The sequence below is a fragment of the Paenibacillus anaericanus genome (genome assembly GCF_003994475.1).
Lineage (GTDB): Bacteria > Bacillota > Bacilli > Paenibacillales > Paenibacillaceae > Fontibacillus > Fontibacillus anaericanus.
In genome coordinates, this window is the sequence record NZ_RZNY01000024.1 from 1 (window position 1) to 22,885 (window position 22,885).

The following is a 22,885-nucleotide window of genomic DNA, read 5'->3' on the forward strand; positions in this document are numbered from 1 at the left end:
GTCACTTTTTTCAAAGTTTCCATCTTACGGGTCACAGTTCAGGGATGGAGGCTGTTCTGTATTACGATACGATGAATCCCTACAGGGACTTACCTAGTTCAGAGAAGTATTTCCTTCTGCTAACAAAGTAGAATATGATCTGCAGAACTAAGAAGATGAGGGCCACCATACAGGCTTTTTCGACAATTTGCAGCACATTAGGCCGATTGCTGAACAGGACGTAGAAATAGTATAACCCCAGTCCTAAACCAAAGAGAGTAGGGAAGAAGAAAGTAATCGCCAGTTCTTTAGAGATTATATTCTTTAGCTCTTTTGAAGTGACACCCATTCTTTGGAGTGAGTACAAGCTCTCCTTCTGATCCTCAATATCTGATAATACTTTATGGAATAGGACGACGCCTGAAGCAATCGCAAACAACGCCCCGAGGAAGAGGACGATAAAGAATATGGTACCGTTGGATTCAAGCTTACGCTTGAATTCTGCTTCTTTATAAATAGGCTTTAGGTCGTCCATTTCGGATCCATTTCGTTCGCGTAAGGCATTCACTAAAGATTGATAGCCTTGTTCATTGATATCACCTTTTATCAAGTGAAATTTCTTGATCTGTTCTTGTCTAATTTCGGCTTTCCATTGATCATACACCTGATCGTCTACAACAAGGGCTGTACCGTAATAACCACCCGCTAATTCACTGAAATTAATGAATGGAAGATTGATACTTGTTATATGCTGACTTGGATATTCTACATAGGGATATTGGGCCAGGGCTTGTAGCAAGTCTTCTTTGCTCATGCTTTCCTGAAACTGGGTATCTAGTTGTTCGGTATTCATGACTGAGATAAATGCCGTGGGTATTTCATACTTCATATTCTCCGCGTGCAACCTAGACTCCAGCGCTTGATCAACTTTAAGTTCATATTGTGTACCCATATGCTGATTAAAATGGCTTTCACTGATGATGCATGTTCGATCAACCCAAAGTACCATGGCACCCTTATAATCGCGGAATTGCGGTAGTTCTATAAATTCCAATGTGCTATTTTGCTCTATCGTATTACCTTGTTCCTTCAGAATTTGCTCCACTTCGCCAGCATTCATCATATTCAATTGGTTCGTCTCAACGAACATAATATCAAATGGATTCTCCATGTCATTATTATCACGGCTTGTGGCGTACATCGAGTAGAACATCCCGATAAAGAAAATAGCTCCGGCGATTAAGATCGAAACGATATACAGGGTACTCTTATAAGATAGAAATCGATGCGATAAATTGGACAGCACGATTAGATTGTTGTTATACGTTTTTTTGAATATTTTCATGATGGATTTGATTACCACGATCAAGGTCCCAAATATAATATAAGGGCAAATTAACGTTAAGACCAAGAATAGGATAAACAGATAGGATTGGTTCTGAAAAACTTGCTCAAGTAATATTTTAGGCAGTAAATACGCGGATACGACAAAGATGACCATGGTAATCATGCCGAGTATGAAGTTACTTTCCCCAACACCCTTTTTACTTGAAGCATTCAGTACATCTATAATGGAGGTTTTGCGGATATAGAGGATATTAAAGATGAAATTGCAAATAAAAATAAGCAAAAATATACCGCTACTTAGTAAGAGGCTATTAACACTAAATTCAAACCGGATCGGGTTTATAATCAACATTTGATTAAGACCCATATAAAATAGTTTCGAGAAAACGCCACCGGAGACCAGTCCTGTAACTAACGAAATGATCAGGATTCCTGCTTGTTCAAGAAATAATAATCTCGTTAAGTCTTTTGTCGTCATTCCCAGTGTAATATACATCCCGAATTCTTTTCCTCTGTATTTCATGAAAGAGATATTACTGTAGGTGATGAAGACAATTGAAAATAACACGACACCCATTAGAGCGGATTTGATAACTTCATATAGAGTGGTCGTTCCCACTTGTCTGTATACATCTGAATTAAATAGCAAACTCCCGAACATGAACAGAATAGCCACGATCAGTGTATTTACAAAATAAAGCGACATATATTTTCGCACGTTGTAAATAAAGTTCTTCCGCACGATAGAGGAGAAGGTCATGATCTCTCCCCTCCGATCACACTTTGTACCTCCAATATTTTATCGAAAAATGCTTTGTGGTCCCCTGGAGATCTCATTTCCATTTCGATGTTACCGTCTTTAAAGAAAATAATTCTTTTGCAAAAGGATGCAGCAAAGGGGTCGTGAGTCACCATGAGGATAGTACTGTTTAATTGTGTATTTAAAGTAGTGAGAGTGGTCATTACATTGTGGGCAGATTTGGAATCCAAGTTTCCGGTTGGTTCATCTGCAAATATGACTGCGGGATCATTCGCGATCGCCCGTGCGGCTGACACTCTTTGTTTCTGACCACCAGAGATATGGTAGGGATATTTATCTTTCAGATCATAGATTCCCAAAAAGTTCATAAGTGGTGTTATCTTGTTATCAATTTCCTGCGGACTGAGCTTGTCCAATATAAGGGGTAAGGCAATGTTCTCTTGTAGGGTCAAACTGTCCAATAGATTAAAGTCTTGAAAAATATAACCAATTCTCTCTCTGCGAAAAAGTGCCATCTGATCCTTCGATAATTTCGTGATCTCTTTGCCGTCAATGGTAACCTCACCTGATGTCGCCTTATCTACACCGGATAAAATATTCAGGAGGGTTGTTTTACCACTACCGCTTGGGCCCATGATACCGACAAAATCCCCTTGTTCTATTGCCAGGTTGATTCCATTAACCGCTGTGACTTCTTTGGCACCTTTATAGGAGTTATATACTTTAACTAATTGATTGATGGTGATGATGTCCACTTCGTTTCCTCCTCTTCAGCTTATATGAGAAGTATAAAAGGGAATCTCATTTGCTCGAATGGATTTCCCTTACGTAACCTTACACTTTTGTAAGGAAAGCAAGGGTTACTTCGGTCCCGATTTCCTTTTGTGAACTCACGCTAATGTCATGTCCCAATTTGTTGGAAATGTATTTCACCATATAAAGGCCGATTCCTGTGGCTGAACTATCATTTCTTCCATTCTTTCCGGTGAAAAAGGGATCAAAAATTCGCGGCAGATCTTCGGGATCAATACCGACTCCGTTATCTTGAATGACCAACGATATTGCACCAAGATCCATTACACTCTTAATGGTAATATGCTGTTTTTTTGCACTATATTTAATGGCATTCGACAGTATTTGTTCGAGCATATAGCTGCACCATTTGGAATCGGTATAAACCTCTAGCTGCTCATCAATAGAAACTTTTGGATAGATTTCTTGGTATATAAAGTCGCGCTTCTTATCGTTGATAACTTGAGTAACAAGCTGATGTAAATTAGTCTTTTCCGGCAAATAGTCCCGGGAGAAGTCATCGAGCCTGAGCACGTTTAGACACTCCTCAAGATTTTGTCTTAATTTTTGGTTCTCTGCTTTAATGTCCTCTATGGCATCGCTGGAGCCTTTGTCTGCAGCCAGACCAATGATGGAGATCGACACTTTCATGTTATGTATCCACTGGGAAAACAAAGAGTTTCGCTCTTTAAACGAGTTGTTCATTTGATAGATTTTATGATTATATTGATCATGTATTTCATTGATTGTGCCAAAGATCAGCAGATCGTTATGGTCTAAGACATTCACATCAATCTGTGGACTTGTTATGGATTCCTCCAACTTCGTAGTGAATATATACAAACGAACACCAGCAAATGTGAGGTAGACAAGTAAAATAAACAGGCTTACGGTCAGTGGGTACCAGAGTTCCTGTACTCCATGTAACAGATAAGATATTAAGATTAGGACAAATGTGTTGATGAAATAGATCATAAGGAACCCTTTGTTTAAATGAAGCAGTTTAGCAACCCACTGGATCAAAGACATAGCCAACTCCCCGTTTTGTCGTAATGATATCTTCTAGCCCAAAATCACTCAGTTTCCTTTTCACCCTAGTTATGTTGACGGTTAAAGTATTATCATCCACAAACACATGGTCATCCCATAGCGCTTCGAGCAGTTCCTCACGGGTTACAATCTCACCTGCATTTTTCATGAAAATCTTTAGGAGACGGTATTCATTTTTGCTTAATTCCATGGTCTTATGTTCGTATTGGAGTTTCATACTTTCATTATGTAAGGTTAGTCCACCTAGGGTATAATCATTTTCTTCATCCCGGGCATAGGATCTTCTCAATACGGCATTGATCTTAGCTACTAAAATACCCACACTAAAAGGCTTGGTCACATAATCATCTGCACCAAACTCCATGCCGCGGATTTGTTCTCCTTCATCGCTATGCGCTGAAAGAATAATGATGGGGGTATTGTGCCTTTTCCGTAAAAGCTTTAGATAATAAAATCCATCGAATGACGGTAAATTGATATCCAAGAGAATAAGTTGAGGTTTGGCTTCCTCTACCTGTTCGATAACATGATCGAAATCCGTAATCGTCTCTACGGCAAAGTCGTAGGCTTGCAAGTATTCTTTGATATACTTTTGCAATTTGACATCGTCTTCAATAACTAGTATTTTGTCCATGGTAATTTGCTTTGCTCCCATTTGAGGTTTGATATTGCTAAGCTTCTTAGTGATAAAAATTGTATCTTCCTAAAGTTTACCATGGGGAGGGGGGTGATAACTGTGAGAAATGCAAAAAAGCCAACCTCGGCTGGGTTTGGCCATTTGCTGTGTGTGTGAAGAAATAAGAAGGGGAATACACCCTGAGGACTATAGCATGCGATTTAGATCAGAAGCTTGAATGATGCCCGTGAATCTACCGTTGTTAGTTAGAATCACACAATCATTACGCATACCTGGGGGGCGGTTATTTGCGGCAGCAGCAATCTTTGCGAAGGAGTCGTTAATATCTGCAGTTAGGAAATGTTGGCTCATTAGCTTAGAGATCGGGTCATTGTAAAATGAATCTCTTCCGATGCGGCTACATACTCTCAAGTAGAACCGCTCGCACATAACAAGGCCGATGGGTTGTTCTTTCTTGTCGCATACGACAATGCAAGGCGAATCTGGATAACTGAACATGACACGGATGGTTTCACGGCAGGTTTGAGAGGAGCGGATAGAAGGAGCAAATTGTAATACCTCACTTAGGTGAGGCGTAGGATCGGTTGAAAGTTGGTGAGCATTCATGGGTCCCGCTAAAAAATCGGTGCGAAAAATAGTTGTCATTTTGACCTTACCTCCTAAAAGTTGTATTAGCATAACAAGAGTACAGCTTTATCATAATTCGTGTAAATTAGAGCCGAACCGTAGATTTGTAAATGGGATGTTAAATTCTACGGAACGGGTAGATCATTTAGTCATGAAGCGAGCGTTCTGCCCCTGCTCTGAATAGGACTTACTCCTATTGTTGTTCAGTTGTATAATCATAGAAGAAGCTTCATACCCACACATGACCCAGCCCCGAGACTAGGATGATCCTAGGCTGGGTTTGTTGTTGTTTTGCAGAACTCATGCCGAAAATAAGGAGGCAAGCCGTAGTGAATAATCTCCCTACAAAAATCGAAATGAATATCATTCAAGAGGTGCAAAACCGCCTAGGCAATGCTTCTAAGCAATCGGGCTTAACAACGGGGAGAGTAAGGTCTATTTCTTCTAGTCTATTTAGTACCCTGGAGGATCGGAGTCTAAACACCGTCCTGAACTATTGTGAACAATTGCTTGCCGAAAGAAAGTGGGAACTTGGCGTAATCGCTTATGATTGGGCGTATAAGGTGAGAAAGTTATATAGGGAAGATACATTATATATTTTTGAGCGTTGGCTTAAGGAGTATGTTTCAGGATGGGGCGACTGTGATGATTTTTGCACGCATGCATTTGGCGAACTACTCGGTCAGTACCCACATCTTCTTCCTAAAGTGGTGGACTGGACTCATCATTCTGACTTCTGGGTAAGACGAGCTTCGGCAGTGATTCTCATCTATCCAATTAAAAAAGGAATGCTTCAGGGGATGGATCCATACATCATATCGGATAGGTTAATGGATGATTCGCATGATCTGGTGCAATAAGGTTATGGATGGATGCTCAAAATCCTCTCTATGGCTAAGCCAGAGGAAGTGTTCCATTATTTACTCAAGAATAAATCACAGATGCCAAGGGTGGCTTTCCGGTATGCGCTTGAAAAGCTTACTCCAGCTCAAAGAGCCGTGTTAATGGAGAAGTAGATCATATGATGAGATTGGGGGAAAGAAAATGAGCATGTCTGAGAATGCCGAAAGCAGACTGAATGTGTTGGGGCTGGAACTACCTACGGCTAGTGGTCCTGCCGCTAAGTATGCCAACTACGTAATCGTAGGAGGACTGATGTATGTATCCGGTAAGGGGCCATTCGGAAATCCCAAGGGGAAACTAGGGGCAGAGTTTACAACCGAACAAGGATATCAATATGCTAGAGAAGCAGGGATTCAAGTGCTGGCCGTCTTGAGGGAAGCGCTCGGGTCACTAGATAAGGTGAAGCGAGTGGTGAAAGTCCAAGGGTTTGTTAACGCCACGGCGGACTTTGATGAACATCATAAAGTGTTAAATGGATTCTCGGATCTGATGATGGAGGTATTTGCTGACCAAGGCTTACATGCACGTTCCGTATTTGGCGCCGTCTCTGTACGAGATAATCTACCCATCATAGTAGATTCCATCTTCCAAGTGGAGGACGGACAACAATAATCGATATAGCAATGGTATGGAGGGAGAAGCCCAGCAGAGGGCTTCTTCTTTTTCGTATTTTTTCAATCGCGTAGCGGTCATTTATTTATTTTCAGAAATTCGTAAAAAATAACTCGAATTATGTCGAAGATAGATATATACATCACAGACAATATAGAAATGCGATAGGCAATGTACCACAAATATAAGGGGGCAACATGAATGAAGTCATTATTTACCAGGATCAGATTAAGATTTGAGATTATATCACTACGCAGTCGGCTACTTATTATGTTTTCTTTGTTACTGATTATACCTAATCTGCTGATTACTACATTCAATTATAGCAGTGCTAAAGGACAGCTAGAGTCGAAGATGGAAGAGAGTAGTAAACTAAGTGTCAACATACTGAACCAATCGTTGAACCAAATCGTAAGCGCCGAGGTTCGGAATGTGGAGCAGTTGGTGATGGAGATAAACGCCAAGCAGATCGATAGTAATTCACCTGAGTTGAGGAAGTTGATGGATCTGTTTATGGAGAAGCACCCTGAACTTGAATTAATTACCGTTGGTAACAACAAGGGCGCTTGGATGAAAGCTCCTGATCCAGGGAAACAGGATTATGACCCGAGAAAGAGAGAGTGGTATATCGAAGCGCTGGAAAATCCGAATAAGACGATCATCCCTGATCCGTTTAAGTCGGCCACAACGGGAAACTACAATCTGTTCATAGCAAGAGCACTGTCTGATGGGCAGGGGGCAATTACTGTCTCGTTGAACATGGCCCACATTAATGAAATGATAAATAAAATAAAAATAGGGGAAAACGGATATATCTATGTGATTGATCAGAATGATAAACTCATCTCACATCCCACGCTTGCGGTGGGGGATAGTGTGACCGGAGATCAACTACAAGTTATACACAGTAAAGATACAGGGTACGTAGATTATAACAGCCCAATAACTGGAAACCCACAGCGTGGGCATTTTACAACGAATGATCTTACGGGTTTTAAATTAGTAGCTGTGCTAGAATTGAATGAATTTAGCACAGCATCCCTACCTATTTTATGGAATTCCCTAGTTGTTCTGGGCGTTTCCCTGCTTATCGCGGGTATCCTATTGTTTATAACTATACGGGCAGTTACTAAGCCGATAGAGCAACTGAACAAATCTGCGAGACGGGTTGCTGAGGGTAATTTGAATGAGGAAGTGACCACTTCTAGAAGAGATGAAATTGGGCAATTGGCAGATAGTTATAATGAGATGGTAACATCCATCCGTCATATGGTTCAGGATATGTCAGAAACATCGAGTCAATTGGCCGCTTCTAGTGAGGAATTGACGGCTGGCACGGAGCAAAATGCTAAGGCAGTTGAATATATAGTAGAGCTTGTACAGGAGTCCTCATCCGATGCAGAGAATCAGGCGATGGCCTCTGCGGAGAGTGCCAAGACGATGGTAGAAATGTCGTTAGGTATTCGGAAAATTGCAGAAGCTTCTGGCAGCATTGTTGAGTCGTCAGCCCAAACCGTAGAGGACGTACGTTATGGCAGTGAGAAGGTAAATTTGGTTAGTGTGCAGATGGAAGAAATCCATCGCTCCACCCGTGAATCTGCGGAATTGATACACCAAATGAACGAGCTCAGCACTCAAGTCGCAGCCATGAGCAACTCGATTTCCGATATTGCAGTACAGACAAACTTATTGGCGCTGAATGCGTCGATTGAAGCCGCAAGGGCTGGTGAACACGGACGAGGATTCTCCGTTGTTGCCGGTGAGGTTGGTAAGCTAGCTGAGCAATCAAAGGGTACGGCAGAGATGATCCGGCAGAACATCGGACAGATGGTGGACTTGACTGAAAGAGTCTATGCAGTGATGAGTAGTGAAGTGACGGCGAGCGTAGAGCGAGGTGTTGCTGTAACATCGGAAGCACATAGTGCTTTCCAACAAATAGAGCAATCGACGAAGCTTATCACGGAACAGATTCATGATGTCTCTGCTATTACTGAGCAGATGTCAGCTAGCTCGGAGCAGATTGCAGCGTCCGTTCAGCAAATGGCGGATACATCTTCGAAGAGCCTTGATGCATTTCAAAGTGTCACTGCTGCGACTGAGGAGCAGCTTGCATCTATGGAGGAAATTTCTTCGGCATCCGAAGGTTTAGCCCGCATGGCCGCAGACATGCAAGTTAAGATAGAACATTTCAAGCTGTAATTGTGGCTCAACACCAAAATCAGTGTTTGAAAAGATGTATAGCGTAGATCGATGACCGCTCCGCGGACGGATTATCCTTACGATCGCTGTTGCCTCCGAATTTATTTGATTATATCGCTATAGCGGTAAAANGTATGCTTTCGAAGTAGCTTTCCTTTGGAAAGCTTTTAGGCGAACGCTCCGCTTCTTCAGGACAATTCCGGTATCGAAGATATGATCTGCACATACTTCTGTTATTAGCAAGCACTGATTACGGTTTAGATCCATAATTTCACCTCATTCCTTACACATATTTCTCGCAGACACGGCATCGCTATCCCAACAAGGACAGCGATGCCGTGTCTATTTATGTTTATCGCAATCACATTATTTACAGCGTAACAATGTTATGTTACACTGCTTTTTAAGAGGTGGATGAACATGAGTGAGGATTTAATTTCTAAGAAGGAACTGCTGGATATGACAGGAATATCCTATGGACAGTTATACCGGTGGAAGCGGAAGAACTTAATTCCGGAGGATTGGTTTATCCGTAAGTCTTCTTATACGGGTCAGGAAACCTTTTTTCCAAGACATAAGATTATGCCGCGTATCGATAAAATACTCAATATGAAGGATGGCCTATCGCTAGATGAACTTGCGGATGTATTTTCTCCCAGTTTGGGAGAGATTTATCTCAGCGCAGGAGAGATACTTGATCGCAACATTGTTTCATCTAGCGCTTTGAATTTATATATACAAGTGACCGGACACAGTGAACACTTTGCATTTGATAAAGTTCTAACTCTATATATGCTCGACAAGCTGTTACAGAGTGGAGATATATCGCTGGACGAAGGCCAGTTGCTTGTAGGCACGCTAGAAGAGCATTTCCCTTCTTTTGCCGGGAAGGACGGCCAACTTATGCTGATTCGGAAGATGGGAGTGGCTGCGTTTATCCTGTTGACCCCGGGTAGCACGATTTGTTTCGATCAGGGAGTAAAGTTAGTAACGACACTGTTCATGGCGCAATGCACGGAAGAGCTTAAATTGAAAATAGGCGGAAGTGAGGGATAGAGGATGGAACAAGCAGCAAAGGATTTAAAAATTAATGGTATAGGGAAAGTATCAGGTGGCACCTATGGAAAAATTACTACAGACGGGATTGCGACAGTGAACGGGGAGGTCCTTTGCTCGTCCTTGACAGCTAACGGAACACTGAAGTTGAAAGATTCCATTCAAGCGGGGCAATTTCGGCTGAATGGTAATGGTTCAACGGCGGCTACGATCGGTGGAGGAAAGTTCCGTGTAGACGGGATGTTTAAAGTCGATGGGAATGTACAATTCGAAGAGATAAATATCAATGGAATGCTGAAAGCCGAAGGAAGTGCGGTAGGGGAACGTGCAGACATCGACGGAGGATTAAATCTGGGAGGTAGCGCTGAGTACGAATATCTGAAAGTCCATGGTCAGATCCAAGTCGACGGGATGATCAATGCGGGTGAAATGGAAATTTTAATGGCAGGACCCTGCCGTGCCAAAGAAATCGGTGGAGGACGCATTCAAGTTCGCAAAAAAACAGGCTCAAGATTCTTCTTGGCACTGCTATCCCCATCTTTAGCTACCCGCTTGACTGCCGAAGTTATTGAAGGCGATGAAATCGTGTTAGAGGATACAACGGCAAAGGTTGTTCGTGGTAATTCGGTACGGATTGGTTCAGGTTGCGAAATCGGACGCGTTGAATATAAACACCACTATGAAGCGGATTCCAAAGCCTCAGTAGGGATAGCTGAACAAGTATAAATGAGGACGGTGAGAAATAAAATGGCTGATTATGATAAGAACTTGAAACACTCTGACTTGAAGATTGTTGGTGATAGTGGATCTAATGGCGGAGTCTTTAATAAGGTGAATATTGTTGGCAATGCGGAAATTAACGGTGACATCGATTGCCTGACTTTTAAATGTACCGGAACGGCTGAGATTGACGGTAGCCTCACCAGCAATGTCTTTAAAACTACTGGAGATGTGATAACGAAGGGATCCTTACGGGGTGGTGAGGTAAACCTGACAGGCAATCTAAATATTCGAGGAAGTTTAACGGTTACAAAAGCCCAACTCAACGGGGAAATTCAGATCGAGGAAGGCATTGCCGGGGATGAAATAGGGATATATGGAAATTGTACGGTCAAAGGTGATTGTCAGGTGGAGCATTTTCGATTGAAAGGTGCCGCTCAAGTCGATGGGATGTTAAATGCAGAGCGAGTAGAAATGAAATTATTAGGCTTAAGCCGTGCAAGGAGATCGTTGGAGGTCATATTCGGATCCAGCCGCATTCTTCGTGGAGATGGATGTCCTTGTTAAAAAATTCTGGAGCTCCAGAGCTTAAGGTTGAGGTTATCGAAGGTGATGTGATATGGCTTGAGCACACGGTAGCAGATGTGGTGCGCGGCGGAGATGTAACAATTGGACCGGGCTGCCGAATTGGTCTTGTCGAGTATCGGGGAACTTTTCAACAAGATAAGCAATCCGATATCGCTGAGAGTCGGAACGTGGGTTGAGTTGGTAGAGCAATTTCCATGCAATAGTATAGGAACAGTCAAAGCCCCCTTACCAGAAACGATAAGGGGGCTTTGACTGTTCGAAAGTGATCACTCGGGATGGATATAACCTTTCCGTCCAGCTAGGAACCCGAAAGCAATAGCAAAAAGGGAAATGAAGACCATCGTGGCAAGCGGGGTGTCCCAGTTTCCGCTTCTGTCGTGAAGGAAGCCGAATAGTGTCGGGCCAATCGAGGCCAATAGATATCCGATAGACTGGGCCATACCTGATAACTCAGCCGCTTGTTCAGCAGTCCGAGTGCGAAGTGAAAAGAATAAAATGACAAGACTAAAGGTTGTACCGCAGCCAAGCCCAATCAACATAATGAACAGTGGTGCGAATGAAGGGAGGCCTAACCAAATTCCGCCGAATCCAATTAGAAACAGTGCAGCTGAAGAGGCTGCAAGCAATTTCTGGCTTCGCATCCGCGACGCGATCAGCGGCATAATGAATGACCCTGCCATGCTCATAATTTGCATAAGGGACAGCATCCAGCCTGCCTTTCCCGGACTCATACCTTGTTCATGAAGGATTTCTGGGAGCCAGGTGATACCTACATAGAACATGACGGATTGAAGCCCCATAAATATAGTAACCTTCCAAGCAACGGAAGAGCGCCATACAGATCCAGATTTGCGGGATGTTACGGATCCATTTGAACTTATCTTTGCGGGCTTGCGGCGAAGTTGTGGTAGCCATATCAATGTGGTCACTATGGAAAGAATGACCCAACTACTTAGTGATCCTCGCCAACCCAAAAAACTGTTGGAAAGCGGAATGCTGATTCCTGAAGCAATTGCCGCCCACATATTCATAGATGAAGTATATAAACTTGTCATCAGGCCGACTTTATGTGGGAATTCGCGTTTGATTAATCCAGGAATAAGCACGTTACATACGGCAATTGCACTACCGATCAGCGCTGTGCCAGCGAATAATGCTAGGGTATTCGGGAAATAACGAATGGCAATTCCGGCTGTTAATGCAACCATACAATATATTAGCGTCCATTCCATACCGAACCGCCGTGATAGCTTAGGAGCAACCAGAGCGAATATAGCAAATGCGATCAGTGGTAAAGTAGTCAGCATCCCGGTCATGGTGTGGGAAAGTCCGGTGTCAGCTTGGATCTGACCTATAAGAGATCCGACGCCCGTAATAGGGGCCCGCAAGGTGGCGGAGGTCAGAAGAATAGCAAGAACCAGTAGCGTGATGGAGGTGCCACGTGGGGAGCTAAGAGAGTGAGCTGTATCTTTATTCATGATGTTTGAAATCCTCCTATGATCTTCAACCGCTTCTAGCAAATTGTTCTGAGGTTGAGAAGCCTCCTACCTTAATGTCAGGAGTGAACACTAACCTTATCATATGAAAACTTTTACAATCAATACATTTATGTCATTGTCTGTTCTCTGTCGTCTGGATGTCACAGATCTATCTAAATGTAGGTCCTTCCACACCGTCCTCTACAATGCTTTTTGGATTTGTTTCGGCAGAAGGATTCTCTCTATATGAACCTTCATCGTGCATTGCTATGACCGTGGGTTGCGATGGATAGGTATCTTTGGAGAGTTTACGAGTCTCTACAACTTGCCCATCTATTTTTTTGATCCGGTACGTTTCGACAACAAACCCCTCTTTGCCTTGGACGAGGACTTCCCAGCCTCCAACAGGTAGCGTCTTATTCACTACATATTTATTTTTCATCGGAAGAACTTTAGATGTTCGGGATTGAATCTCATAAGTCACATTCTGCGGGATATCTCCGAATAGCTTGACCGTCAGCACATGGTTCTGGGTTTGGGCTCGGATCAGTATGTGATGTTCTGATGTATTTTTGAAACGAAAATTAATGTAGCCCTTCGCAAAGGTGGCGTCCTGCCCCTTGGGTACATAACTGACCGGCAGGGAGTGGTTGCGGCGCTCGACAATAGTTAATCCCGCGCGGAGAGCGGCATTATAGAGGGTGCTAGACACTTGGCATATTCCGCCACCCACTCCAGGCACGAGCTTCCCACCAAAGATGACGGGGGCCTCACGGAAGCCGTACGTTTGCTCAGCGGACTCAATCACTGTGGCGTAGTCAAATATGCCACCAGGTGGTAACGTCATCCCATCTATCGTCTGTGCTACCGCATCCACATTGTACAAGCGCCCTTCACCGCTACTTTGAAGGCCGGTTGAGAATTCTGCAATTCTACGCCGAATCCCTTCATCCTGAAGCGTCTCTATCGTTACTGTGGGTTGAACGACATGTAGGGGGATGGTGATCACGGTAGGATCTTGAGACTTGTTGTCCCCATCGGGGATGGAGGTAGGCAAAGCTGATAGTATGGTAGATGGAAAGGACTCCCAGTGAATGCGCTGTGCTGTCCGTCCAGGTAAATAGCTAATACGATCATCCTTATCAATAGTTCGCACTGCATTCACAAGTGCACCGAACTGTGCCTCCTCCCATTCGGAGTTAAAGACTGCCTTCAGAGGTTTGGCGTCGTATGAAGCATGGAGTTTCCATACTTTAGGGAAGTTTTTTCGTGCTAGGACACGATTCCACAAGCTTCCCTCAGAAAGTTCTGACAGAGACGCTCTGAAATCCCCTGCATGATAAGATACCCCGCTTTCCCCCCAAGTGAGGTTAACCTCAATATTCTCGATTACAAATACAATGGGATGCGTTTCCATCACCTTAAATTCATTTGCTAATTTTTGGAGTGCGGTATCCTTTTTTAATCCACCGACTTTCATGCCAGCAACGGTAGTTCCTTTGGGAACAGTATTTTGCCCCACGTATAGCTGAGCTACTATCAGTAAAAGGATACACAGCAATAAGACAGATACAACCGAAATAATAATAGGATGGATTTTTCGCATGTTGTACTCCTTTCCAATTTGGAAAAGCTCATGTACAACCATGTATATGTTCAAGTTCTGAAAACTTTCGAGTACTCAAAAGGTAACATATTTGTTACAATAAATAACGGACTGGTGAATATTTACTCATCTTTTAAAGGAATTGACGGGAAAGTGTCGAATTTAGATGCAGATGACTTAGCGCTGGGAATTAAGATTTAGGACGTGATAAATTTGATAGAAATGCAGGATATTTGGAAGACATATCCCAATGGCACCCATGCCCTAAAAGGGATATCAGTCAAAATCGATCGTAATGAATTTGTATATCTAGTCGGTCCCTCAGGAGCAGGGAAATCGACTTTTATGAAGCTAATATATCGGGAAGAAGTACCAACCAAAGGACAAATTTCAGTCAATGGTTTTAATATTGGTAAGCTCAAACCTCGCAAAATTCCATATGTTCGCCGCAATATCGGCGTAATTTTTCAAGATTTCAGGTTGCTACCTAAACTGACTGCCTATGAGAATGTTGCCTTCGCATTGGAAGTTATTGAAGCGCCGAAGAAGGTGGTCAAGAAGCGTGTACTTGAGGTGCTAGACTTGGTCGGACTTAAGAATAAAGCTGGGCGTGACCCCTCACAGTTATCAGGGGGAGAACAGCAACGGGTTGCGATTGCTAGAGCGATCGTCAATAACCCTTCTGTTATTATCGCGGACGAGCCTACAGGGAACTTAGATCCGGAGACCTCATGGGGTATTATGCAACTTCTAGATGATATTAATTTCCGGGGTACCACCATTGTAATGGCAACACATAACAAAGAGATCGTTAACAAGATGCGCAAGCGTGTAATCGCTATCGAGCATGGTAACATTGTGCGAGATCAGTTGAGAGGGGAATATGGGTATGAATTTTAACACCCCCATTCGACATCTTAGCGAAGGCGCGAAGAATGTATTTCGTAACGGTTGGATGTCCGTGGCTTCGATTACATCGATTATAGTCTCATTATTTATCCTGGGTGTGTTTACTTTATTAGTTTTGAACGTGAACTCGTTTGCGGATGATGTCGATAATCAGGTAGAGATTAATGTTTATATGGGGACAAAGGTAGATCAGGCTACATTAGATAAAATAAAAGCCGAGATCGGATCGATGGATGAGGTCAGCCGTATCACTGTGATATCGAAGTCTGAAGGTCTCAAAGACTTCAAGGAGAAATTGGGCGAAGAGGGCAAGGATTTACTAGAGGGCTATACCGAAGAGACCAATCCAATCCCAGACACGCTTAAGATAGAGGTTGTTGAGCCAACTACGGCTCCTTATCTAGCAACTAAAATTGAGGAATTAAATAAGAAATATCCGGATAATCCGATTTATAAAGTTAGATATGGACAAGGTACGGTTGAGAAACTTTTCAAAGTCACACGAGCGGTACGCAATATTGGTTTCGCCTTCGTTGCGGGTTTGGGGTTGATGGCGATGTTCCTTATCTCTAACACAATTCGAGTTACCATTCTGGCCCGCCGACGTGAAATTGGCATTATGAAGTTGGTAGGAGCCACGAATATGTTTATCAGGTGGCCATTTTTCGTAGAGGGTGCGCTAATCGGTCTGATAGGTTCAGTTATTACCGTAGTTGTTCTATTTCTTGGATATAACCAATTGGTAGAAGCTATTCAGGGCGATATTTCGATGGCTTTTCGGCTAGTACCAATTAAAGATATTAGTCTAAAGTTAGGTGGACTATTAATTGGATTTGGTCTTGTTATCGGAATTTGGGGAAGCACCATGTCAATTCGTAAATTTTTGAAAGTGTAATTAGATGTAGTAGTTCGAAGAGATAGATTAAACAAAAAGGACGGGGAAAGCAAAGTTGAAAAAATGGATATCCATGATTGCCGTTGTCACTTTAGCCGTTATGATCTTCCAACCTACAGAAGGTTATGCCAAGAGCAAGACGATCAGTCAGATCGACAAAGAATTGAAACAGCTGCAAGAGCAGGCTAAGCAGGCCAAAGAGCAACAGGAGAAGGCGGCCGATCAGAAGAAGGAAGCTCAGCATTACGTTAATAAGAATACTAATTATTTGAAGTTAGTTATGCAGGAAATTGATACGGTAAGTAATGAACTTGTTCAGATTTCTATGAAGATTGACGCAACAGAAGAAAATTTGCGGGCTACTGGAGCCTTGCTGGATGAGACAGAGGTGCGAATTCAGGAACGCTCAGATTGGCTCGATTCACGAGTACGTTTGATGTATACGGATGGAACGGTTTCGTATTTAGATGTTCTTTTGTCATCAACGAGCTTTACAGATTTCCTTGAACGCGCTGACTCATTACAAGCGATCGCTAACCAGGATCAAATGCTGTTGGAAGAACATAAGAAAGATAAGGAACTTTTCGAACAGCAAAAGCTTGACTTAGAACAGGATTATGCGACGGTTAAGAATCTATATGCAGAAGCGGAGTCTCGTAAGAGTACTTTAGAAGAAAAAGAGAACGAGAAGCAACAATTAATTGCTAAGTATAGCCATGAAATTGAAGAATCCGATGATATCAGCGAAGAGCAGGAAGCTTTGTTAGTCGAATTCGCAACCAAGCGTTCAGCCTTAGAGAAAGAGAAAAATAAGATCAAAGCTGCTCAAGTATATACGTATAAGAAGAGTACTAAATCGAGCAGTAGCTCCGGTGTTTCGAGTTCAGGAACTTTTAAAGGGAATGGCGGATCCATGGGACTTGCTGTTACAGGTGCGCGGTTGTCGTCAGGTTATGGTACGCGGGTGCATCCAATAACAGGTAAGGTGAAGACGCACACAGGTATTGACCTGGCGGCTGCACAAGGGACAGATATTCACGCAGCTGCAGGTGGTGTCGTTATCGTTGCTGAATGGTGGAGTGGTTATGGCAATACCGTCATTATCGATCATGGTGATAATGTATGGACGCTATATGGTCATATTCGGAACAATGGTATCGTGGTTGAAAAAGGTCAGCAAGTGAAAAAGGGCCAAAAAATCGCTGAAGTCGGTAGTACAGGTAATTCGACAGGACCCCACTGTCACTTTGAAGTCCGTATAAATGGTAATCCTGTAGACCCGATGCCTTATTTGTAATAGAATAGTTGCAAGTCTAATGAAACGGATAACGTCTCTACATGGGACGGGCTATCCGTTTTTCCTTCTTTCTCTCGCAGGAATGGATGGACTAGATAAATATTCCGAACAAGCTAAACATATACTATGATGGTTATTAAGGTAGCTTCCAAGTTGATCAATCCAGAGGCGGTGATTTTTTGTTTAAAAAACGTACAGTAGCTCTCATTGTTCTGTTAGCCATGCTGCTCAGTAGCGTGCTCACATTGACCCTAACAGACCAACTGAGTTTTGCAGGATCGGGCCCACTTCGCAGCGGTGTATTTGCCGATATAGGTAGCGGGAGCTCTAAGAGTGATATTCAGAAGATCGAAAAGGCAATTCAATTGATTAAGAAAAATTATTTAGAAGATGTTGATCAGAGTAAACTGGTTGATGGCGCTATTGATGGAATGATGAATGCACTTGGCGATCCATTCTCTTCTTATATGGGACCGGATACAGCACAACAATTTTCGGAACAAATCGAAGGCTCATTTACCGGAATCGGTGCTGAGGTATCGATGGAGAATGGCAGTGTGGTAGTGGTATCTCCTATTAAAGGTTCGCCCGCGGAAAAGGCGGGTATCCAACCAAAGGATATCTTGTTATCCGTGAATGGGATATCTTTTGAGGGACTTAGTCTTAACGAAGCGGTCTCCAAGATTCGTGGTCCGAAAGGAACCGAAGCTAAGGTGAAGGTGAAACGTGCGGATACTTCCGCCGAACTAGAATATACCATTGTACGTGATGATATCGCGCTCGAAACAGTCTACGCGCGGATGGAAGAGGGCAACGTTGGTGTTATAGAGATTACCGAATTCTCGTTGAATACGGCGGAACGGTTTAAGAAGGAATTGGCTGATTTAGAGGCCAAAGGGATGAAGGGGCTTGTCATCGACGTCCGTAATAATCCAGGTGGTGTGCTCTCCATTGTAATCGATATGGCGCAACAATTCGTGCCGAAGGGCAAAGGTATTGTTCAGGTTGAAGATAGAAACAAGCAACGTAGTCAGACATTGTCGAAGGGGTCGGGCAAGGGGTATCCCATCGCAGTAGTGACGAATAAAGGTAGTGCAAGTGCATCTGAGATTTTGGCCGGAGCATTACAAGAGTCAGCGGGTGCTAAGTTGATTGGTGAAGCGACTTATGGTAAGGGAACGGTTCAAACAAGTTTTAGTGAGGAAATGGGCGATGGTAGTCTGTTGAAAGTTACAATTGCCAAATGGCTCACACCAAATGGTGAGTGGATTCATAAAAAGGGTATCCAGCCAGACATCAAGGTATCTCAACCTTCTTATTTCACGGTAGCACCGATTAATAAGGAAACAACTTTCAAGTATGATATGTTGGGTGATGATATCAAGAGTGCGCAAGTGATGCTCAGTAGTTTGGGCTTTGCACCTGGCCGTGAGGATGGATATTTTGACAAGGGAACGGAAAATGCGCTTAAGAAATTCCAAACTAGTGTGAACATGAAGGCAACCGGCGTCCTTGAAGTTGAAACGATAAAAGCGCTGGAAAGCAGCTTGATTGAGAAAATTCGTGATGTGAAGAATGACAAGCAAATGAATACGGCGATCGAAGAGATCCGGAAGGAAATCGCTTCGCCGGTGTCGAATAAATAAAGGAGGCTGATTCTAGCCTTCTTTTTTTCTATATTCATACGGTGTGAATCTGAGTAAAATATTAATATTGGTTCCTGACACATGATTTCGGTCGTGAGAATTTCAAGATGGGGAGTGAAGGACCTTTTGAGTATTCTTTTAGAAGGGTTATGGAATTTAGCGGAGGCAGTTGGGCAGCTTTTCTTGCAGCCGTTTTATTATATTTCAATTATTCTGATTATGCTGATGTATCGAAGGCAGTTTCTCCTAGAGCGGAAGTTATTCCATGTACGTCTGCAAAGCTGGTTAGGTCAAACATGGCGTACGGTTATTGGTGGCTTGCTGGCAGGGATAGGGGTATCCGTCGTATTTGCGTTCGTGGGCATGACGCTTACTATGGAAGGTATCATTTGTATTTGGGCCGTAACCTTAGTGTTACTTCTCATTCGTGTTCGATATTTATGTTTGGCTTATTCCGTTGGTCTACTTGGGGTCGCTCAATTTATCCTGAACTTATTTCCTTCATTCGAGGGTGCGCAGTGGATTGGAGAGATCGTTCGAATTGTTCGCGAATTGAACATGCCAGTATTATTATGTCTGGTTGCAATAGTACATTTAGCTGAAGGACTACTCATCAGATGGCAGGGGGCTAAGTCTGCCGGACCGCTATTTTTTGAAGGTAAGCGGGGAAGAATGGTGGGCGGTTATCAGATGCAGAATCTCTGGGCTATTCCCTTGTTCATGTTCATACCGGCACAAACTGCTGGGGATATCCTGCCATGGGCACCACTCTTTGGCGGCGATGCTTGGCAAGGTGGATTCAGCGTCCTCGCGTTGCCAATTATGATCGGATTCTCGGAAATGACAACGGGGTTGTTACCCGAGACAAAATCTCGGATAACTTCGGGTCGCATTCTCGGGTATGGTTTGATTATACTTGTATTGGCCATATTGTCTGCTTGGTGGAATCCGCTGATACTCCTAACTGCACTAGTTGCCATTATACTTCATGAGGGACTTACATGGCTGAGTCGTATAGAGGAACAACAGCATAGTCCACTGTTTGTTAATCCGAAGGGTGGGCTGAAGGTACTCGCTGTTCTGCCAGGGAGTCCTGCTGAAGAACTCGGCATCATAATAGGTGAAACAATCATCAAAGTAAACGGCGTTCCGGTTCCATCGCAGGAAGAGCTACATGCAGCGTTGCGGATTAATCCGGCATTCTGTAAGCTAGAGGTGCTGAATCTTGCTGGCGAGAGTAAATACCTCCAGCGTGCCATTTATGCCGGTGAGCATCATCTGCTCGGCGCAATTTTGGCACCGGATGAGAAGACGATATCTGCCGTGAAGTTGCGGCCGCTATCACTGCTACAACTGCTAAATCCTAAGCGTGGTGTTAGTGGCAGTAGTGGAGGATATCGTGCTTCTACTAGTACGAAATCTCAAGAGCAAGTTGTAGAACAATATATAGAGAGCATACATGAGGGAGCTGAGAAGCATGAGTACTGAAATCAGATTATCACAGCATACGGCTATCTTAATAGAGCATGCCAAACGAGCCGGAATGTCGGAGCAAAGCCTCCTTCATGCGGTCCAATCGAATGACATATCCGCTTTTGAACAAGTGAAAGAGGAGCATTACAATTACACGGACCTCTTTACTTACTCAGTAGAGCACGGAGAGAAACTAGCTGAGGCTATTGCTGGGGGATACCGAATCACGTTTAATACGAGAAACGGACTTAAGATTTGGCTAGAAAAATTTTTGGGACAAGATAGTGAACGTGATTTTCAAGTCGGGGAAGGGATTATTGAGGGATTGTTAGTTAATGAACAACAAGCCGAGGTGATCCATCAGCGTTTGGCCGCAAACTGGATTGTCGCAGAGTCCAAAGAAGTGATGAATGGCAAGGAGCTTACCTTAAAGCTACGTGCTCCGGAAGTTATTATATAGCTCAAGATATATAACAAAGCTGCATCTCCCAGTTGAGAATGCAGCTTTGTTTGTTATACGCTACTGCTGAAGCTGTCTTAGTACCGTGATTTCTACACGCCGGTTTTTCTGTCTGCCATCAGCGGTGTCGTTGTCCCCAGTCGGTCGGGTATCGGCGTATCCTGCATACTGGAATCCAGCAGGATCGAGGTCCTCTTGATCAATGAAGTAGCGGAGAACAGAAAGTGCTCTTGCACCGGATAGCTCCCAATTGTCTTTGAACTTGGAAGCTTCGCCAACGGGAACACTATCTGTGTGTCCCTCAATACTAACGATGGTATCTAGCGTGCGGAATAGACTAGCAAGCTTGGCCAAGGTCTTAGCGGAGTCTTCCTTCAAGTCAGCCCTACCGACATCGAATAGAAAACGATCGCTTAACGTGATGGAGATACCCTTTGGAAGATCAGACACATGAATTTGATCCTCTAGTTTATTGTCCTTAATATATTGTTGGATCATATTCATTAAATTAAGGAGTTCTTCTTCCTGTTCCCGGAAGGCTAACTCTCGCTCGGTCATCGGAGCGGGTGTATCAGCTTTTACATCGCTACTCTTATCGCCTTCATCGTCCTTCCCGGATGTTGCAGGTGGATTCACTTGAGTATATGGATCAGCGGTCCCTAGAATACCGTTGCCCTTCTCTAGCAAAGAATCTCCACTCTTGAAGGTGAGCTGAAGTGATTGTGTAATCGTCTCATATTTCTCGATATCCAGCCGGCTCATGGCAAACATAATAACGAAGAAGATGAGCAACAACGTTATAAGGTCGGCATAGGTTATCATCCAGCGGTCCCTTGTATCAGGTTTGTTCTGTCTGCGCTGCCGGTTCCGCGATCTCATGCCTCGTTCTCCTCAGTTGCTGGGAGTTTTCTAGAGTTATCTATGATAAAGGATTCCAATTTTCGGCGAATTAATATCGGATGATCCCCATTCTGGATCGAAAGGACACCTTCTATCATCATCTCCATTCGATTTATTTCATCTTCACCACGTGCTTTTATTTTGGAGGCAATCGGAAGGAAAATAAGATTGGCACTAGCAACCCCATACAATGTCGCCGTAAAAGCCAGTGCAATGGATGGCCCAAGCCCCGTAGGCTCAGTCAAACTACCTAGGACGTGGATAAGACCCATAACCGTGCCGATGATTCCCATCGTCGGGGCATATCCTCCGGCCGATTCAAATATTTTAGCGTAGTTCTCATATTTATTCTCAACTGCGAATACTTCATACTCCATAATTTGTTTCACCATGTCCTGATCGGTTCCATCCACGACAAGTTGAATGCCATCGCGGAGAAATGCATCTTGATGAAGTGCTGACTTTTTCTCCAGAGACAGTACGCCTTCCCGTCGTGCAATGTTGGACATACTAAGAATGTCTTCAATTAAGCCGTTAGAATTCTTGTCGTTAGATGTAAATGCTAACACCAAGGCTTGAGGAATCTTCTTTAGTCTGGACATTGGGAAGCTGATCATGACTGCGGCGGTTGTTCCGCCGAATACGATTAAGGCAGCCGTTATCTGCATAAGTCCACCTACTTCGCCGCCATCCCAAAGAAATCCGCCTATGAGTGCGACCAAACCAATAATTAAGCCGAGTATTGTCGATATGTCCATAATTATGTACAACTCCTATTCTTTACTTACCATTTGCATCCATGGAATGAAAACAGTATAATTGATGGGAACACTCATTCTCGTTTTACAGTTTAAGGAATGAATGTAGGTTGTGGCAAGTAATTAACTACCTGGAATCAGGTTAATATAGATGAGAGAACTACTTAGTATATATGTAAGGTAGTAGTCTTCT

At 43.4% G+C, this 22,885-nt stretch carries 21 protein-coding genes and 1 pseudogene; 13 read left to right on the forward strand and 9 right to left on the reverse strand.

The window, feature by feature from the left end; genetic code table 11:
- Positions 1 to 79: 79 nt before the first annotated feature.
- The 5 genes from EJP82_RS21600 to EJP82_RS21620 all read right to left on the reverse strand — a co-directional run bounded on the left by EJP82_RS21600 (position 80) and on the right by EJP82_RS21620 (position 5,210).
- Positions 80 to 2,086: an ABC transporter permease gene (locus tag EJP82_RS21600; protein ID WP_127194147.1), complete on the reverse strand. Its 2,007-nt coding sequence runs from the start codon at positions 2,084 to 2,086 to the stop codon at positions 80 to 82.
- The gene (locus tag EJP82_RS21605; RefSeq protein WP_127194148.1) at positions 2,083 to 2,841 is read right to left on the reverse strand and encodes an ABC transporter ATP-binding protein; all 759 of its coding nucleotides are present in this window, start codon (positions 2,839 to 2,841) and stop codon (positions 2,083 to 2,085) included. Before EJP82_RS21605 ends, EJP82_RS21600 begins: the two co-directional genes overlap by 4 nt.
- 79 nt (positions 2,842 to 2,920) lie before the next feature.
- Positions 2,921 to 3,907 carry a sensor histidine kinase gene (locus tag EJP82_RS21610; protein WP_127194149.1) on the reverse strand — a complete coding sequence of 329 codons (987 nt, stop codon included), beginning with the start codon at positions 3,905 to 3,907 and terminating at the stop codon, positions 2,921 to 2,923.
- The gene (locus tag EJP82_RS21615) at positions 3,882 to 4,562 is read right to left on the reverse strand and encodes a response regulator transcription factor (protein ID WP_127194150.1); all 681 of its coding nucleotides are present in this window, start codon (positions 4,560 to 4,562) and stop codon (positions 3,882 to 3,884) included. Before EJP82_RS21615 ends, EJP82_RS21610 begins: the two co-directional genes overlap by 26 nt.
- A gap of 189 nt (positions 4,563 to 4,751) precedes the next feature.
- Positions 4,752 to 5,210: a CBS domain-containing protein gene (locus EJP82_RS21620; RefSeq protein ID WP_127194151.1), complete on the reverse strand. Its 459-nt coding sequence runs from the start codon at positions 5,208 to 5,210 to the stop codon at positions 4,752 to 4,754.
- 338 nt (positions 5,211 to 5,548) lie between these two features.
- On the opposite strand from EJP82_RS21620, the pseudogene EJP82_RS21625 reads away from it, so the two are divergent.
- From EJP82_RS21625 to EJP82_RS21655, 7 genes and pseudogenes are all read left to right on the forward strand, one after another.
- A pseudogene (locus tag EJP82_RS21625) lies at positions 5,549 to 6,208 on the forward strand (DNA alkylation repair protein).
- 34 nt (positions 6,209 to 6,242) lie between these two features.
- The gene (locus EJP82_RS21630) at positions 6,243 to 6,707 is read left to right on the forward strand and encodes a RidA family protein (protein ID WP_127194197.1); all 465 of its coding nucleotides are present in this window, start codon (positions 6,243 to 6,245) and stop codon (positions 6,705 to 6,707) included.
- Between the two features lie 201 nt (positions 6,708 to 6,908).
- On the forward strand, positions 6,909 to 8,906 hold the full coding sequence (locus tag EJP82_RS21635) for a methyl-accepting chemotaxis protein (protein WP_127194152.1): 1,998 nt from the start codon (positions 6,909 to 6,911) through the stop codon (positions 8,904 to 8,906).
- Positions 8,907 to 9,326: 420 nt separating this feature from the next.
- On the forward strand, positions 9,327 to 9,962 hold the full coding sequence (locus tag EJP82_RS21640) for a YhbD family protein (protein WP_127194153.1): 636 nt from the start codon (positions 9,327 to 9,329) through the stop codon (positions 9,960 to 9,962).
- Positions 9,963 to 9,965: 3 nt separating this feature from the next.
- Positions 9,966 to 10,688: a polymer-forming cytoskeletal protein gene (locus EJP82_RS21645; RefSeq protein WP_127194154.1), complete on the forward strand. Its 723-nt coding sequence runs from the start codon at positions 9,966 to 9,968 to the stop codon at positions 10,686 to 10,688.
- 21 nt (positions 10,689 to 10,709) lie between these two features.
- Positions 10,710 to 11,249, forward strand: coding sequence for a bactofilin family protein (locus EJP82_RS21650; RefSeq protein ID WP_127194155.1), 540 nt, complete (start codon positions 10,710 to 10,712; stop codon positions 11,247 to 11,249).
- On the forward strand, positions 11,243 to 11,446 hold the full coding sequence (locus EJP82_RS21655) for a hypothetical protein (protein WP_127194156.1): 204 nt from the start codon (positions 11,243 to 11,245) through the stop codon (positions 11,444 to 11,446). Before EJP82_RS21650 ends, EJP82_RS21655 begins: the two co-directional genes overlap by 7 nt.
- Before the next feature lie 90 nt (positions 11,447 to 11,536).
- On the opposite strand, the gene EJP82_RS21660 is transcribed toward EJP82_RS21655, so the two are convergent.
- Together EJP82_RS21660 and EJP82_RS21665 are read right to left on the reverse strand one after the other, a co-directional pair.
- Positions 11,537 to 12,748 (reverse strand): CynX/NimT family MFS transporter, encoded by a 1,212-nt coding sequence (locus tag EJP82_RS21660; protein WP_127194157.1) that lies wholly within the window; start codon positions 12,746 to 12,748, stop codon positions 11,537 to 11,539.
- Positions 12,749 to 12,917: 169 nt separating this feature from the next.
- Positions 12,918 to 14,354 (reverse strand): VanW family protein, encoded by a 1,437-nt coding sequence (locus EJP82_RS21665; RefSeq protein WP_170220269.1) that lies wholly within the window; start codon positions 14,352 to 14,354, stop codon positions 12,918 to 12,920.
- 213 nt (positions 14,355 to 14,567) lie between these two features.
- On the opposite strand from EJP82_RS21665, the gene ftsE reads away from it, so the two are divergent.
- The 6 genes from ftsE to EJP82_RS21695 all read left to right on the forward strand — a co-directional run bounded on the left by ftsE (position 14,568) and on the right by EJP82_RS21695 (position 21,034).
- On the forward strand, positions 14,568 to 15,254 hold the full coding sequence (ftsE, locus tag EJP82_RS21670) for a cell division ATP-binding protein FtsE (protein WP_127194159.1): 687 nt from the start codon (positions 14,568 to 14,570) through the stop codon (positions 15,252 to 15,254).
- On the forward strand, positions 15,244 to 16,158 hold the full coding sequence (gene ftsX / locus EJP82_RS21675) for a permease-like cell division protein FtsX (protein ID WP_127194160.1): 915 nt from the start codon (positions 15,244 to 15,246) through the stop codon (positions 16,156 to 16,158). Before ftsE ends, ftsX begins: the two co-directional genes overlap by 11 nt.
- A gap of 55 nt (positions 16,159 to 16,213) precedes the next feature.
- On the forward strand, positions 16,214 to 17,455 hold the full coding sequence (locus EJP82_RS21680; protein ID WP_127194161.1) for a murein hydrolase activator EnvC family protein: 1,242 nt from the start codon (positions 16,214 to 16,216) through the stop codon (positions 17,453 to 17,455).
- Between the two features lie 179 nt (positions 17,456 to 17,634).
- Positions 17,635 to 19,101 (forward strand): S41 family peptidase, encoded by a 1,467-nt coding sequence (locus EJP82_RS21685; RefSeq protein ID WP_127194162.1) that lies wholly within the window; start codon positions 17,635 to 17,637, stop codon positions 19,099 to 19,101.
- 126 nt (positions 19,102 to 19,227) lie between these two features.
- Positions 19,228 to 20,589 carry a PDZ domain-containing protein gene (locus EJP82_RS21690; RefSeq protein ID WP_170220270.1) on the forward strand — a complete coding sequence of 454 codons (1,362 nt, stop codon included), beginning with the start codon at positions 19,228 to 19,230 and terminating at the stop codon, positions 20,587 to 20,589.
- The gene (locus EJP82_RS21695; RefSeq protein ID WP_127194163.1) at positions 20,579 to 21,034 is read left to right on the forward strand and encodes a hypothetical protein; all 456 of its coding nucleotides are present in this window, start codon (positions 20,579 to 20,581) and stop codon (positions 21,032 to 21,034) included. Before EJP82_RS21690 ends, EJP82_RS21695 begins: the two co-directional genes overlap by 11 nt.
- A 60-nt stretch (positions 21,035 to 21,094) precedes the next feature.
- Here EJP82_RS21695 and EJP82_RS21700 read toward each other — a convergent pair whose 3' ends face one another.
- Together EJP82_RS21700 and EJP82_RS21705 are read right to left on the reverse strand one after the other, a co-directional pair.
- A complete protein-coding gene (locus tag EJP82_RS21700; RefSeq protein ID WP_127194164.1) occupies positions 21,095 to 21,913 on the reverse strand; it encodes a flagellar motor protein MotB in 819 nt (272 codons plus the stop codon).
- Positions 21,910 to 22,692, reverse strand: coding sequence for a flagellar motor protein (locus EJP82_RS21705; protein ID WP_127194165.1), 783 nt, complete (start codon positions 22,690 to 22,692; stop codon positions 21,910 to 21,912). The genes EJP82_RS21700 and EJP82_RS21705 overlap by 4 nt, the downstream gene beginning before the upstream one ends.
- Between the last annotated feature and the right edge of the window lie 193 nt (positions 22,693 to 22,885).

Excerpts from the sequence above, each read along its gene's own strand:
- EJP82_RS21695 (WP_127194163.1), top strand. The coding sequence starts at position 20,579 with ATGAGTACTGAAATCAGATTATCACAGCATACGGCTATCTTAATAGAG.
- EJP82_RS21610 (WP_127194149.1), bottom strand. The coding sequence starts at position 3,907 with ATGTCTTTGATCCAGTGGGTTGCTAAACTGCTTCATTTAAACAAAGGG.
- EJP82_RS21665 (WP_170220269.1), bottom strand. The coding sequence starts at position 14,354 with ATGCGAAAAATCCATCCTATTATTATTTCGGTTGTATCTGTCTTATTG.
- EJP82_RS21705 (WP_127194165.1), bottom strand. The coding sequence starts at position 22,692 with ATGGACATATCGACAATACTCGGCTTAATTATTGGTTTGGTCGCACTC.
- EJP82_RS21650 (WP_127194155.1), top strand. The coding sequence starts at position 10,710 with ATGGCTGATTATGATAAGAACTTGAAACACTCTGACTTGAAGATTGTT.
- EJP82_RS21700 (WP_127194164.1), bottom strand. The coding sequence starts at position 21,913 with ATGAGATCGCGGAACCGGCAGCGCAGACAGAACAAACCTGATACAAGG.
- EJP82_RS21660 (WP_127194157.1), bottom strand. The coding sequence starts at position 12,748 with ATGAATAAAGATACAGCTCACTCTCTTAGCTCCCCACGTGGCACCTCC.
- EJP82_RS21635 (WP_127194152.1), top strand. The coding sequence starts at position 6,909 with ATGAAGTCATTATTTACCAGGATCAGATTAAGATTTGAGATTATATCA.
- EJP82_RS21630 (WP_127194197.1), top strand. The coding sequence starts at position 6,243 with ATGTCTGAGAATGCCGAAAGCAGACTGAATGTGTTGGGGCTGGAACTA.
- EJP82_RS21620 (WP_127194151.1), bottom strand. The coding sequence starts at position 5,210 with ATGACAACTATTTTTCGCACCGATTTTTTAGCGGGACCCATGAATGCT.
- EJP82_RS21645 (WP_127194154.1), top strand. The coding sequence starts at position 9,966 with ATGGAACAAGCAGCAAAGGATTTAAAAATTAATGGTATAGGGAAAGTA.
- EJP82_RS21640 (WP_127194153.1), top strand. The coding sequence starts at position 9,327 with ATGAGTGAGGATTTAATTTCTAAGAAGGAACTGCTGGATATGACAGGA.
- EJP82_RS21615 (WP_127194150.1), bottom strand. The coding sequence starts at position 4,562 with ATGGACAAAATACTAGTTATTGAAGACGATGTCAAATTGCAAAAGTAT.
- ftsX (WP_127194160.1), top strand. The coding sequence starts at position 15,244 with ATGAATTTTAACACCCCCATTCGACATCTTAGCGAAGGCGCGAAGAAT.
- EJP82_RS21600 (WP_127194147.1), bottom strand. The coding sequence starts at position 2,086 with ATGACCTTCTCCTCTATCGTGCGGAAGAACTTTATTTACAACGTGCGA.